This window comes from Pseudomonas sichuanensis, assembly GCF_024749065.1.
Lineage (GTDB): Bacteria > Pseudomonadota > Gammaproteobacteria > Pseudomonadales > Pseudomonadaceae > Aquipseudomonas > Aquipseudomonas sichuanensis.
Genome location: NZ_CP087185.1, coordinates 15,833 through 28,645 on the forward strand (window position 1 = coordinate 15,833; position 12,813 = coordinate 28,645).

Consider the following 12,813-nt stretch of genomic DNA (forward strand, 5'->3'; position numbering starts at 1 on the left):
CCCGGGTGTTTGCAACAGCGACGGCGCGTGGTCGGAGGCCGTCGGCAGTGGAACAACAAGAATAATCACTGTGGCCCTCGGGCCGAGGACAGCAACGATGTCGGACTACATCCAGGAACAGGGGGCGGCGGCGAGCAGCTCCAGCGGTCGTGAAGAACGCAAGATCATTTTCGCGTCATCCCTCGGGACGGTGTTCGAGTGGTATGACTTTTTTCTCTATGGCGCGCTGGCCGCGGTCATCAGCAAGCAGTTCTTTGCTGGGGTCAACGACACCACCGCCTTCATCTTCGCCCTGATGGCCTTCGCCGCCGGCTTCCTGGTGCGCCCGTTCGGCGCCCTGGTGTTTGGTCGGCTGGGTGACATGATCGGGCGCAAGTACACCTTCCTGGTGACCATCGTGCTGATGGGCCTGTCGACCTTCGCGGTCGGCCTGCTGCCCACCTACGCCAGTATCGGCATTGCCGCGCCGATCATCCTGGTGATACTGCGCATGCTCCAGGGCCTGGCCCTGGGCGGGGAATACGGCGGCGCCGCCACCTATGTGGCCGAGCACGCCCCGCACGGCAAGCGTGGTTTCCACACCGGCTTCATCCAGTCCACCGCCACCCTCGGCCTGCTGCTGTCGCTGACCGTGGTGCTGGCCAGCCGCTACATCAGCGGCGACCAGTTCGAGACCTGGGGCTGGCGCCTGCCGTTCCTGCTGTCGATCTTCCTGCTGGCGATCTCCACCTGGATCCGCATGAGCATGCATGAATCGCCAGCCTTCGTGAAAATGAAGGCCCAGGGCAAGGTGAGCAAGTCGCCGATTCGTGAGTCGTTCAGCTCGTGGCCCAACCTCAAGGTGGTGCTGACCGCGCTGTTCAGCATCAACGCCGGGCAAGCGGTGACCTTCTATACCGCACAGTTCTACGTGCTGTTCTTCATGACCCAGATGCTCAAGATGGACCCGGCACAAGCCAACACCCTGTTGATCATCAGCGTGATCATTGGCGCGCCGTTCTTCGTGTTCTTCGGTTGGCTGTCGGACCGCGTCGGGCGCAAGCCGATCCTGATGCTCGGGCTGCTGCTGGCCACCGTCTGCTACTTCCCGATGTTCAAGGCCCTGAGCCATTACGCCAACCCGCAGATCGACGCCGCCAGCCGCCAGGCACCAATCGTGGTGAATGCCAACCCGCAGGGCTGCACCTTCCAGTTCGACCCGGTGGGCAAGGCGCGCTTCGATAGCCCGTGCGACAAGGTCAAGACCTTCCTGGTCAAGCAGGGCCTGCCCTACAGCTCGGTTGACGCCGCGGGCAGCGACGTTTCGGTGAGCATCGGCGACAAGACCATCAACGGCTTCGACGAAGCAGCCATGCGCAGCGCCATCGAGGCGGCCGGCTACCCGGCCAAGGCCGATCCGGCCCAGGTGAACCAGGTGATGGTGGTGGTGCTGATTGTCGCCATGATCCTGATTGCCACCATGACCTACGGGCCACTGGCGGCGGTGATGGTCGAGCTGTTCCCTACCCGCATCCGCTACACCTCGATGTCCCTGCCTTATCACATCGGCAATGGCTGGTTCGGTGGCTTCCTGCCGACGGTATCGTTCGCGCTGGTGGTGTACACCGGGGATATCTTCTACGGGCTGTGGTACCCAGTATTGATCACCGGGGTGAGCCTGGTGGTGGGGATTTTCTGCCTGAAAGAAACCAAGGATGTGGATATCGACAAGGTCTGAGTTTTTCACTGGGGCCTTCGCGGGTAAACCCGCTCCCACAGGTTGTGGGAGCGGGTTTACCCGCGAAGAAGCCAGCAGCGATTTCAACCCATAAAAAAACCGGCGTAAAAGCCGGTTTTTTTATAGCGCGAAAAAACTTATGCACGATTTTCGCAAAAACGTCATACAGAGAAATAAATAGCTAATTCAATCACTTAGCATCTATTTCAGACGACTAATGCAAAACTTGCTAACAAGTTATCCACAGATCGTCAGGCCGGCTGCTGCTCAGGATTTTCAGCCACTGGCGGCAGCGAACCCATGGCCCGCTGGGCTGCTTCGTTCCAGGCTTGGGCACGGTCGTTGAGCTCGGCAATGGCGCGTGGCCCGGTGCCGACTGCATACATCGGTTCGCCGATCACCACCTCGATGGTGCCCGAGCGCTTGCCCCAGCCTTCACGGGGCCAGAACTTGCCGGCGTTGTGGGCAACCGGCAGCACCGGCAGGCCGGCGTTCACCGCCAGGGCGGTACCGCCGCGGGAGAACTTGCCGATCTGGCCGTGAGGCACGCGGGTACCTTCTGGGAAGATCAGCACCCAGGTGCCCTGCTTGAGCAGCTCGTCGCCTTGGCTGGCGACCTGGCGCAGGGCCTCTTTCGGGTTTTTGCGGTCGATGGCGATCGGCCGCAGCATGGCCATGGCCCAGCCGAAGAACGGCACGTACAGCAACTCACGCTTGAGCACCTGGCTCAGCGGCGAGAAGTAGGCCGACAGGAAGAATGTCTCCCAGGTGCTCTGGTGGTTCGACAGGATTACGCAGGGCACCGTCGGCACGTTCTCGGCACCGGTGATCTTGTAATCGATGCCCAGGATCGTACGCACCAGGAACAGCGCGCAGCGGCACCAGTACACGTTGATGAACCGATAGCGCTTGGCGAACGGCAAGAACGGTGCAACGAAGAAGCTCAGCGAGCACCACAGCAGCGAACTGGTGCCCAACAGCAGGTAAAAAAGAAAGATTCTGATCGCCTGCAGGATCGACATAGTGGCATGTACCGTTGCGGGGCAGGCCCGCCTAAGGACAACGCGCCGCTGGGGCGCGCCGTTTAAATGAGTTGTCTGGCGATGGCGGCCAGATCGTCAAAAATCAGTGTGTTCTGCGGGATGCCTTTTTCAAGCGTCCGCTCACCCTTGCCGGTTTTCACCAGCACCGGTTGTGCATCGACGGCCAGCGCCGCCTCCAGGTCACCTTTGCTGTCACCGACGAACCAAACATCGGTCAGTGGCACCTGGTAGTGCTCGGCAATCGCCCGCAGCATGCCGGGCTTGGGCTTGCGGCATTCGCAGCCCTCGTCCGGCCCATGCGGGCAATGCACGATATAGCCCACCTCGCCGCCCTGCTCGGCCACCAGTGCGCGCAGGCGCGCATGCATGGCCTCGAGGGTTGCCAGCGAGTAATAGCCGCGGGCAATGCCGGACTGGTTGGTGGCCACGGCCACCGTCCAGCCGGCCTTGCTCAACTGCGCGATGGCCTCGATCGAGCCGGGAATGGGGATCCACTCGTCCAGCGACTTGATGTAGGCGTCGGAGTCGTGATTGATCACCCCGTCACGATCGAGAATCAGCAGTTTCAAGGCTTACCCCAGCAGCGAAATGTCGGCCACGCCCAGGAACAGGCCGCGCAGGCGGCTGAGCAGGGCATAACGGTTGGCACGTACCTTGGCATCTTCGGCGTTGACCAGCACCGCCTCGAAGAAGGCGTCGACCGGGTCGCGCAGGGCGGCCAGGCGGGCCAGCGCTTCGTTGTACTGACGCGCGGCCGCCATCGGTTGCACGGCCTGGTCGGCCTGCTGGATGGCCGAGTACAGCGAGAACTCGTTGGCGTTGTCGAAGTACTTCGGCTCGACCTGGTCGGCGATGGCGCCTTCGGCCTTGCTCAGCAGGTTCGACACGCGCTTGTTCGCCGCCGCCAGGGCACCGGCTTCCGGCAGCTTGCGGAACGCCTGCACGGCCTGCACGCGCTGGTCGAAGTCCAGGGCGGAGCCCGGCTTCAGGGCACGCACCGACAGGTAGGTGGCAACGTCGATGCCTTCGTCTTCATAGCGCGCACGCAGGCGGTCGAAGATGAACTCCAGCACCTGCTCGGACAGGCCGGCGGCCTTGACCTTGGCACCGAACTGCTTGACCGCGAACTCGACCGCGCTGGTCAGATCCAGGTCCAGTTGTTTCTCGATCAGGATGCGCAGCACGCCGAGGGCGGCACGGCGCAGGGCGTACGGGTCCTTGCTGCCGGTGGGCAGCATGCCGATGCCGAAAATGCCGACCAGGGTGTCGAGCTTGTCGGCGATGGCCACGGCAGCACCGGTGAGGGTCTGCGGCAGCTCGGCGCCAGCACCGCGCGGCATGTACTGCTCGTTCAGCGCCAGGGCGACGTCTTCTGGCTCGCCATCGTTGAGGGCGTAGTAGTAGCCGGCGATGCCCTGCATCTCAGGGAACTCGCCAACCATTTCCGAGGCCAGGTCGCATTTGGACAGCAGGCCGGCGCGGCCGGCGTTGGCGGCGCTGCCGCCGAGGTACGGGGCAATGAAAGCGGCCAGCTTGGAGACGCGCTCGGCTTTGTCGAACACGGTGCCCAGCTGAGCCTGGAACACCACGTTCTTCAGGCGTTCGTTGAAGCTTTCCAGAGGCTGCTTCTTGTCCTGCTTGAAGAAGAACTCGGCGTCGGTCAGGCGCGGGCGCACGACCTTTTCGTTACCTTGCACGATCTGCTTCGGATCGCGGCTCTCGACGTTGGCCACGGTGATGAAGCGCGGCAGCAGCTTGCCTTCGTTGTCCAGCAGGCAGAAGTACTTCTGGTTGTCCTGCATGGTGGTGATCAGGGCTTCCTGCGGCACCTCGAGGAAACGCTCCTCGAACGAGCACACCAGCGGCACCGGCCACTCGACCAGTGCGGTCACTTCGTCCAGCAGCGCTGGCGGCACGATCGCGGTGCCTTCCTGCTGCATGGCCAGTTCGGCGGTGCGCTTGCTGATCAGCTCGCGACGCTCGGCGAAGTCGGCCAGCACGTAGGCTTTGCGCAGGTCTTCGACGTAGTTGGCCGGGGTGGTGATGACCACGGTCTCCGGGTGGTGGAAGCGGTGGCCACGGGATTCACGGCCGGCTTTTTGCGCGAGGATGGTGCAGTCGACGACCTGATCGCCCAGCAGCATCACCAGCCACTGGGTCGGGCGCACGAATTCTTCACGGCTGGCGCCCCAGCGCATGCGCTTGGGAATCGGCAGGTCGTTGAGCGAGTCTTCGACGATGGTCGGCAGCAGGCTGGCGGTCGCCTTGCCCGGGATGTGCTGGGAGAAGCGCAGCTTCGCGCCGCTCTGGTCGATGTCCGACAGCTCCACACCGCACTTCTTGGCAAAGCCCAGGGCGGCCTGGGTCGGCTCGCCGTCCTTGAAAGCAGCCTGCATGGGTGGGCCATCGATGTTGATGCTGCGGTCCGGCTGCTGCACGTCGAGCTGGCGGATCAGCACGGCCAGGCGGCGCGGCGCGGCGTAGACCTGCTTGGCGGTGTAGTTCAGGCCGGCGGCCTGCAGGCCTTTCTCGATACCGGCGAGGAAGGCGTCGCCCAGCGACGACAGGGCCTTGGGTGGCAGCTCTTCGGTGCCCAGTTCAACCAGGAAATCTTGAGCACTCATTGTGCAGCCTCCAGCTTAGCCAACACTTCGTCACGCAGTTCAGGGGTGGCCATCGGGAAGCCCAGGCGTGCGCGGGCTTGCAGATAGCTTTGCGCCACGTCACGGGCGAGCGTGCGTACACGCAGGATGTAGCGCTGGCGCTCGGTTACCGAGATGGCGCGGCGGGCGTCCAGCAGGTTGAAGGTGTGCGAGGCCTTCAGGACCATTTCATAGGTCGGCAGCGGCAGCTCCAGCTTGATCAGGCGGTTCGCTTCGCTTTCATAGAAGTCGAACAGTTCGAACAGCTTCTCGACGTTGGCGTGCTCGAAGTTGTAGGTCGACTGCTCCACTTCGTTCTGGTGGAACACGTCGCCGTAGGTGACCTTGCCGAACGGGCCGTCGGCCCACACCAGGTCGTAGACCGAGTCCACGCCCTGGATGTACATGGCCAGACGCTCCAGGCCGTAGGTGATTTCACCGGTGACCGGGTAGCACTCGATGCCGCCGACCTGCTGGAAGTAGGTGAACTGGGTCACCTCCATGCCGTTGAGCCAGATTTCCCAGCCCAGGCCCCAGGCGCCGAGGGTTGGCGATTCCCAGTTGTCTTCGACGAAGCGAATGTCGTGAACCAGTGGGTCCAGGCCGATGGCTTTCAGCGAGCCCAGATACAGCTCCTGGAAGTTCGCCGGGTTCGGCTTGAGCACCACCTGGAACTGGTAGTAGTGCTGCAGGCGGTTGGGGTTTTCGCCATACCGCCCGTCGGCAGGGCGACGGCTAGGCTGCACATAGGCGGCGTTCCAGGTTTCCGGGCCGACGGCGCGCAGGAACGTGGCGGTATGGAAAGTGCCGGCGCCTACTTCCATATCGTAGGGCTGAAGCACCACACAACCTTGAGCTGCCCAGTAGTTCTGCAGGGCGAGGATCAGGTCTTGGAAGGTACGCACGGCTGGCGTAGGCTGGCTCACGAAATTCACCTGTATCTGGGGATGCGGATGTAAAGAGCGGGAGTATAACCCGTTTCGCCTCGCCCTCTACTCATTGGAGCCTTATGCCACGCTGCTTTTGGTGTTCCGACGACCCGTTGTACCAGGCCTACCACGATCAGGAGTGGGGAACGCCGCAACGTGACCCGGCGTTGCTGTTCGAGATGCTTTTGCTCGAAGGGTTCCAGGCGGGCTTGTCGTGGATCACGGTCTTGAAGAAGCGCGAGCGATATCGCGAGGTGTTGCACGGCTTCGACCCGCTGAAACTCTCGCAGCTCAGCGACGAGCGCATCGAGGAACTGATGCTCGACCCCGGCATCATCCGCAACCGCCTCAAGCTCAAGGCCGTGCGGCGCAATGCGCTGGCCTGGCTGGCTGTGGATAACCCTGCCGAGTGGCTGTGGTCGTTCGTGGGCGGTGAGCCGAAGATCAACCATTTCACCGGCCGCAGCGACGTACCGGCGGTCACCGAGGAAGCCAAGGCCATGAGCAAAGCCTTGCAGAAAGCCGGCTTCACCTTTGTCGGCCCGACCATCTGCTACGCCTTCATGCAGGCTACCGGCATGGTCATGGACCACACCACCGACTGCGATCGCTACGCCGCGCTGGTGCGCTGACGGGGTACAATGCGCGCCTTGCTGAAATAAGGAATTCGCCTGTGGAAAAGTTCAAGGGCGCCCTGATGGTCGGGGTGCTGCGACTGTTCGCCAAGTTGCCCTGGGGCGCGGTGCAGCGCGTTGGCGCCGGCATCGGCTGGCTGATGTGGAAGATCCCCAACGGCTCGCGCAATGTGGTGCGCATCAACCTGGCCAAGTGCTTCCCCGAGATGAACTCGGCCGAGCGTGAGCAACTGGTGGGCCGTGCGCTGAAAGACATCGGCAAGTCGTTCGTCGAAAGTGCCTGCGCCTGGATCTGGCCGCCGCAACGCTCGCTGGAGCTGGTCAAGGAAGTGCACGGCCTGGAAGTGCTGGAGCAGGCCCTGGCCTCGGGCAAGGGCGTGGTCGGCATCACCAGCCACCTGGGCAACTGGGAAGTGCTCAACCACTTCTATTGCAACCAGTGCAAACCGATCATTTTCTACCGCCCGCCGAAGTTGAAAGCCGTGGATGACCTGCTGCGTGAGCAGCGCGTGCAGATGGGCAACCGCGTGGCGCCTTCGACCAAGGAAGGGATTCTCAGCGTCATCAAGGAAGTGCGCCGTGGTGGCCAGGTGGGTATTCCGGCCGACCCGGAGCCGGCCGAGTCCGCCGGGGTGTTCGTGCCGTTCCTGGGGACCCAGGCGCTGACCAGCAAGTTCGTGCCGAACATGCTGGCCGGTGGCAAGGCGGTGGGGGTGTTCCTGCATGCCCTGCGCCTGCCGGATGGTTCGGGCTTCAAGGTGTTCCTGGAAGCGGCGCCGGAAGAGATGTACAGCACCGACGTCAACGTGTCGGCAGCGGCGATGAGCAAAGTGGTCGAGCGCTATGTGCGCGAGTACCCGAGCCAGTACATGTGGAGCATGAAGCGCTTCAAGAAGCGCCCGGCTGGCGAGGCGCGCTGGTATTGAGTTATCCACTGCCCCTGCTTTAGCAGGGGCTCTGTGGGAGCGGGTTTACCCGCGAAGCAGGCGCTGCGGTGCATGGCACCGGCTTCGCCGGTGTTCGCGGGTGAACCCGCTCCCACAGAGACTGCGTCAAGTCGATGTTTTGCTGAGCTTCTTGAGAAACACCGTCATCTCCTTCTCGGCCTGCTTGTCCCCATGGGCCTGCGCCGCCTCGATCCCCTCTTCCCAGGCCCTGCGCGCCCCAGCCAGGTCCCCCTGCAACTGATACGCCTTGCCCAGCAGCTTCCACGCCGCCGAATACTTCGGGTCCTGCTTCACGCAACTGGCCAGGTGCACCGCCGCCTCAGCGCCATTGCCTTCATCCAGCCAGGCCTTGCCCAGGCCGAAGCGCAGCAACGGGTTATCCACACCCTTGGCCAGCATCTTCTCCAGCGATTCGCGCATAGGTTTCTCTCCCGGATCCATGATGTTGCGGGTGCCTGTGGGAGCAGGTTCACCCGCGAATGCGTTGGTGAATCAATAATCGCATTCGCGGGTAAACCCGCTCCCACAGGGGGTCGGCTATCTCTTCTAACAGGGGCCGGCTTGTTCTTCTAGAAGAAGCTCAAGCCCACGTGGAACAGCTTCTCCACGTCCCGAATATGCTTTTTATCCACAACGAACAGGATCACATGGTCGCCCGACTCGATCACCGTGTCGTCATGGGCGATCAGCACTTCCTCATCGCGGATGATCGCGCCGATGGTGGTGCCCGGCGGCAGGGCGATGTCCTCGATGGCTTTGCCCACCACTTTGCTCGACTTCGCATCGCCATGGGCCACGGCCTCGATGGCCTCGGCCGCGCCACGGCGCAGTGAGTGCACGCTGACGATATCGCCGCGGCGCACATGGGCCAGCAGCGTGCCGATGGTGGCCAGCTGCGGGCTGATGGCGATGTCGATGTCGCCGCCCTGCACCAGGTCGACATAGGCCGGGTTGTTGATGATGGTCATCACCTTGCGCGCGCCCAGGCGCTTGGCCAGCAGCGACGCCATGATGTTGGCCTCGTCGTCGTTGGTCAGGGCCAGGAAGATGTCGGCGTCGGCGATGTTCTCTTCGAGCATCAGGTCCTTGTCCGAGGCGCTGCCCTGCAGCACCACGGTGCTTTCCAGGGTGTCGGAAAGGTGCCGGCAGCGCGCCGGGTTCATCTCGATGATCTTCACCTGGTAGCGGCTCTCGATGGCCTCGGCCAGGCGCTCGCCGATCTGCCCGCCACCGGCGATCACCACGCGCTTGTTGGTTTCGTCGATGCGCCGCAGCTCGCCCATCACCGCACGGATGTCCTTCTTCGCGGCAATGAAGAACACTTCGTCGTCGGCTTCGATCACCGTGTCGCCGCGGGGCGTGATCGGCCGGTCGCGGCGGAAGATTGCCGCCACGCGGGTGTCGACGTTGGGCATGTGGGCGCGGATCTGGCGCAGTTGCTGGCCCACCAACGGCCCGCCGTAATAGGCCCTGACCGCCACCAGCTGGGCCTTGCCCTCGGCGAAGTCGATCACCTGCAACGAACCTGGGTGTTCGATCAGGCGCTTGATGTAGTTGGTCACCACCTGCTCGGGGCTGATCAGCACGTCCACCGGGATGTGGTCGTTGTCGAACAGCTCTTCGCGGGTGAGGTAGGCCGATTCACGCACCCGGGCGATCTTGGTCGGGGTGTGGAACAGCGAGTAGGCCACCTGGCAGGCGACCATGTTGGTCTCGTCGCTGTTGGTCACCGCCACCAGCATGTCGGCGTCGTCGGCGCCGGCCTGGCGCAGCACCGTCGGCAGCGATGCGCGGCCCTGCACGGTACGGATGTCCAGGCGGTCGCCCAGGTCGCGCAGGCGCTCGCTGTCGGTGTCGACCACGGTGATGTCGTTGGCTTCGCTGGCCAGGTGTTCCGCCAGCGTACCGCCTACCTGCCCCGCGCCGAGGATGATGATCTTCATCCACTACTCCCTAGGTTCTTGTGCTTACCGCGAGGCGGCGATCTTGATCAGCTTGGCATAGTAGAAACCGTCGTGGCCGCCCTCCTGGGCCAGCAGCTGGCGCCCGTGGGGCTGACGCAGGCCGGCCTCGGTCGCCAGGTCCAGCTCGCGGGCACCGGGGGTGCGGGCCAGGAAGGCGTCGATCACTTCGGTGTTCTCGGTGGGCAGGCTGGAGCAGGTGGCGTACAGCAGCATGCCGCCCACTTCCAGGGTCGGCCACAGGGCATCGAGCAGTTCGCCTTGCAGCGCGGCCAGGGCCGGGATGTCGTCGGCCTGGCGGGTCAGCTTGATGTCCGGGTGGCGGCGGATCACGCCGGTGGCCGAGCAGGGGGCGTCGAGCAGGATGCGCTGGAACTGTTTGCCGTCCCACCAGCTGGCGGTGTCGCGGGCGTCGCAGGCGATCAGCTCGGCATCGAGCTGGAGGCGGTCGAGGTTCTCGCGCACGCGGGTCAGGCGCTTGGCCTCGAGGTCGATGGCGACCATGTGCGCAAGCTGCGGCTCGGCTTCGAGCAGGTGGCAGGTCTTGCCGCCCGGGGCGCAGCAGGCGTCGAGCACGCGTTGGCCGGGGGCCAGCTCCAGCAGGTCGGCGGACAATTGCGCGGCTTCGTCCTGCACGCTGACCCAACCTTCGGCGAAGCCCGGCAGGCCGCGCACGTCGCAGGCTTCGGCCAGCACGATGCCGTCACGGCTGTACTGGCAGGCGCTGGCCTGGATACCGGCCTCGGCCAGCAGGGCGAGGTAAGCGTCGCGGCTGTGATGGCGGCGGTTGATGCGCAGGATCATCGGCGGGTGGGCGTTGTTGGCGGCGCAGATGGCTTCCCATTGCTCCGGCCAGAAGGCCTTGAGCGACTTCTGCAGCCAGCGCGGGTGGGCTGTGCGCACCACCGGGTCGCGCTCCATGTCGGCGAGCAGTGCCTCGCCTTCACGTTGGGCGCGGCGCAGCACGGCATTGAGCAGGGCCTTGGCCCACGGCTTCTTCAGCTTGTCGGCGCAGCCGACGGTTTCGCCGATGGCGGCGTGGGCCGGGATGCGGGTGTAGAACAGCTGGTACAGGCCGACCAGCAGCAGCGCCTGCACATCGGCGTCGGCGGCTTTGAACGGCTTTTGCAACAGTTGTGCGGCCAGCAGGTCCAGGCGCGGCTGCCAGCGGGCGGTGCCGAAGGCCAGGTCCTGGGTGAGGCCACGGTCGCGATCATCGACCTTGTCCAGTTGCGCAGGTAGCGAGCTGTTCAGCGAAGCCTTGCCGCTGAGCACGGCGGCCAAGGCACGGGCGGCAGCCAGACGTGGATTCATTGGCCGAGCACCTTGCCACTGGCGAATTTCTCGCGGCGGCTGTTGAACAGGTCGGCGAAGTTGAGGGCCTTGCCCCCCGGCAGTTGCAGGCGGGTCAGGCTCAGGGCCTGCTCACCGCAGGCGACCACCAGGCCGTCCTTGCTGGCCGACAGGATTGCGCCCGGGGCGCCCTGGGCTGTGGACAACTTGGCGGCCAGTACCTTCACGCTTTCGCCGTCCAGGGTGCTGTGGCACACAGGCCAAGGGTTGAAGGCGCGGATCAGGCGCTCAAGCTCCACGGCCGGACGGCTCCAGTCGATGCGCGCTTCGTCTTTGTTCAGCTTGTGTGCGTAGGTGGCCAGGGCATCGTCCTGCACTTCACCTTGCAGGCTGCCATCGGCCAGGCCGGCGATGGCCTGGATCACCGCAGGCGGGCCCATTTCGGCGAGGCGGTCGTGCAAGGTGCCGCCGGTGTCGTCGGCGCTGATTGGCGTGACCACCTTGAGCAGCATCGGGCCGGTATCCAGGCCAGCCTCCATGCGCATCACGGTCACGCCGCTCTCGGCGTCACCCGCCTCCACGGCACGCTGGATCGGTGCCGCACCGCGCCAGCGCGGCAGCAGCGAGGCATGGCTGTTGATGCAACCCAGGCGCGGGATATCCAGCACCGCTTGCGGCAGGATCAGGCCGTAGGCGACCACCACCATCAGGTCCGGCTGCAGCGCGGCGAGCTCGGCCTGCGCATCGGCATTGCGCAGGGTCTGTGGCTGGTACACCGGGATGTCATGGGCCACGGCCAGGGCCTTGACCGCGCTCGGCATGAGCTTCTGGCCACGGCCGGCGGGGCGGTCCGGCTGGGTGTAGACGGCCACGATCTCGTACGGGCTGTCGAGCAGGGCCTTGAGGTGTTCGGCGGCAAACTCAGGGGTGCCAGCAAAGACGATGCGCATGGAGTTCTCGCTTCTCGAAAAAGAAAAAGGCTTGCCGGAGCAAGCCTTCTGGAAGGTGGGGATCAGGCTTGCTGGCGGTGCTGCTTTTCCAGCTTCTTCTTGATCCGGTCACGTTTGAGCTGCGACAGGTAGTCGACGAACAGCTTGCCGTTGAGGTGATCGAATTCGTGCTGCACGCACACCGCCAGCAGGCCTTCGGCTTCGAGCTCGTAGGGCTTGCCGTCGCGGTCCTGGGCCTTGACCCGGACGCGCAGCGGGCGGTCGACGTTTTCGTAGAAGCCCGGCACCGACAGGCAGCCTTCCTGGTACTGGCCCATGTCGTGGGTCAGTTCTTCGACGGTGGGGTTGATGAAGACGCGCGGCTCGCTGCGATCTTCGCTCAGGTCCATCACCACGACTTGCTGGTGGACGTTGACCTGGGTCGCCGCCAGGCCGATGCCTGGGGCCTCGTACATGGTTTCGAACATGTCGTCGATCAGCTGACGCAGGGCGTCGTCGAACACCGTTACCGGTTTGGCAATGGTACGCAGGCGCGGATCGGGGAATTCGAGAATGTTCAAAATAGCCATAGGGGTCAGGCAGTCACTGTGCGGTCGGTTGAAAACTGAGCACACATAATAAAGGGAAAAGGTGGCCAAGGCACCTGTGAAAGCTCGGCTAGGGTGTGAAAGGGCGGCTTATTGCCGATTTGATGGA

At 64.0% G+C, this 12,813-nt stretch carries 12 protein-coding genes; 3 read left to right on the forward strand and 9 right to left on the reverse strand.

Going from position 1 to position 12,813, the window contains the following annotated elements; genetic code table 11:
• Nucleotides 1–97 precede the first annotated feature (97 nt).
• Entirely contained in the window at nucleotides 98–1,717 is a 1,620-nt protein-coding gene (locus LOY51_RS00065; RefSeq protein ID WP_125856986.1) for an MFS transporter, read from the forward strand.
• A 251-nt stretch (nucleotides 1,718–1,968) separates the two neighbouring features.
• Here the strand turns inward: LOY51_RS00065 and LOY51_RS00070 are convergent, their stop codons facing one another.
• The 4 genes from LOY51_RS00070 to glyQ form a co-directional block, all read right to left on the reverse strand.
• A complete protein-coding gene (locus tag LOY51_RS00070; protein ID WP_125856987.1) occupies nucleotides 1,969–2,739 on the reverse strand; it encodes a lysophospholipid acyltransferase family protein in 771 nt (256 codons plus the stop codon).
• Between the two features lie 62 nt (nucleotides 2,740–2,801).
• Nucleotides 2,802–3,329, reverse strand: coding sequence for a D-glycero-beta-D-manno-heptose 1,7-bisphosphate 7-phosphatase (gene gmhB, locus LOY51_RS00075; protein WP_125462030.1), 528 nt, complete (start codon nucleotides 3,327–3,329; stop codon nucleotides 2,802–2,804).
• Between the two features lie 3 nt (nucleotides 3,330–3,332).
• On the reverse strand, nucleotides 3,333–5,384 hold the full coding sequence (glyS, locus tag LOY51_RS00080) for a glycine--tRNA ligase subunit beta (protein WP_125856988.1): 2,052 nt from the start codon (nucleotides 5,382–5,384) through the stop codon (nucleotides 3,333–3,335).
• On the reverse strand, nucleotides 5,381–6,328 hold the full coding sequence (gene glyQ / locus LOY51_RS00085; protein ID WP_027592054.1) for a glycine--tRNA ligase subunit alpha: 948 nt from the start codon (nucleotides 6,326–6,328) through the stop codon (nucleotides 5,381–5,383). Before glyQ ends, glyS begins: the two co-directional genes overlap by 4 nt.
• Nucleotides 6,329–6,411: 83 nt before the next feature.
• On the opposite strand from glyQ, the gene LOY51_RS00090 reads away from it, so the two are divergent.
• A complete protein-coding gene (locus tag LOY51_RS00090; protein WP_125462032.1) occupies nucleotides 6,412–6,963 on the forward strand; it encodes a DNA-3-methyladenine glycosylase I in 552 nt (183 codons plus the stop codon).
• A 41-nt stretch (nucleotides 6,964–7,004) separates the two neighbouring features.
• Nucleotides 7,005–7,892: a lysophospholipid acyltransferase gene (locus LOY51_RS00095; protein WP_258643833.1), complete on the forward strand. Its 888-nt coding sequence runs from the start codon at nucleotides 7,005–7,007 to the stop codon at nucleotides 7,890–7,892.
• 126 nt (nucleotides 7,893–8,018) lie between these two features.
• Here the strand turns inward: LOY51_RS00095 and LOY51_RS00100 are convergent, their stop codons facing one another.
• From LOY51_RS00100 to def, 5 genes are all read right to left on the reverse strand, one after another.
• On the reverse strand, nucleotides 8,019–8,333 hold the full coding sequence (locus LOY51_RS00100) for a tetratricopeptide repeat protein (RefSeq protein ID WP_125856989.1): 315 nt from the start codon (nucleotides 8,331–8,333) through the stop codon (nucleotides 8,019–8,021).
• A 149-nt stretch (nucleotides 8,334–8,482) separates the two neighbouring features.
• Entirely contained in the window at nucleotides 8,483–9,856 is a 1,374-nt protein-coding gene (trkA, locus tag LOY51_RS00105; RefSeq protein WP_110994077.1) for a Trk system potassium transporter TrkA, read from the reverse strand.
• A 24-nt stretch (nucleotides 9,857–9,880) separates the two neighbouring features.
• Nucleotides 9,881–11,188, reverse strand: a complete 1,308-nt coding sequence (rsmB, locus tag LOY51_RS00110) for a 16S rRNA (cytosine(967)-C(5))-methyltransferase RsmB (RefSeq protein WP_258643836.1) — start codon at nucleotides 11,186–11,188, stop codon at nucleotides 9,881–9,883.
• Nucleotides 11,185–12,117, reverse strand: a complete 933-nt coding sequence (gene fmt, locus LOY51_RS00115; RefSeq protein WP_125462036.1) for a methionyl-tRNA formyltransferase — start codon at nucleotides 12,115–12,117, stop codon at nucleotides 11,185–11,187. Before fmt ends, rsmB begins: the two co-directional genes overlap by 4 nt.
• Nucleotides 12,118–12,179: 62 nt before the next feature.
• Entirely contained in the window at nucleotides 12,180–12,686 is a 507-nt protein-coding gene (gene def, locus LOY51_RS00120) for a peptide deformylase (RefSeq protein ID WP_258643839.1), read from the reverse strand.
• Nucleotides 12,687–12,813 lie beyond the last annotated feature (127 nt).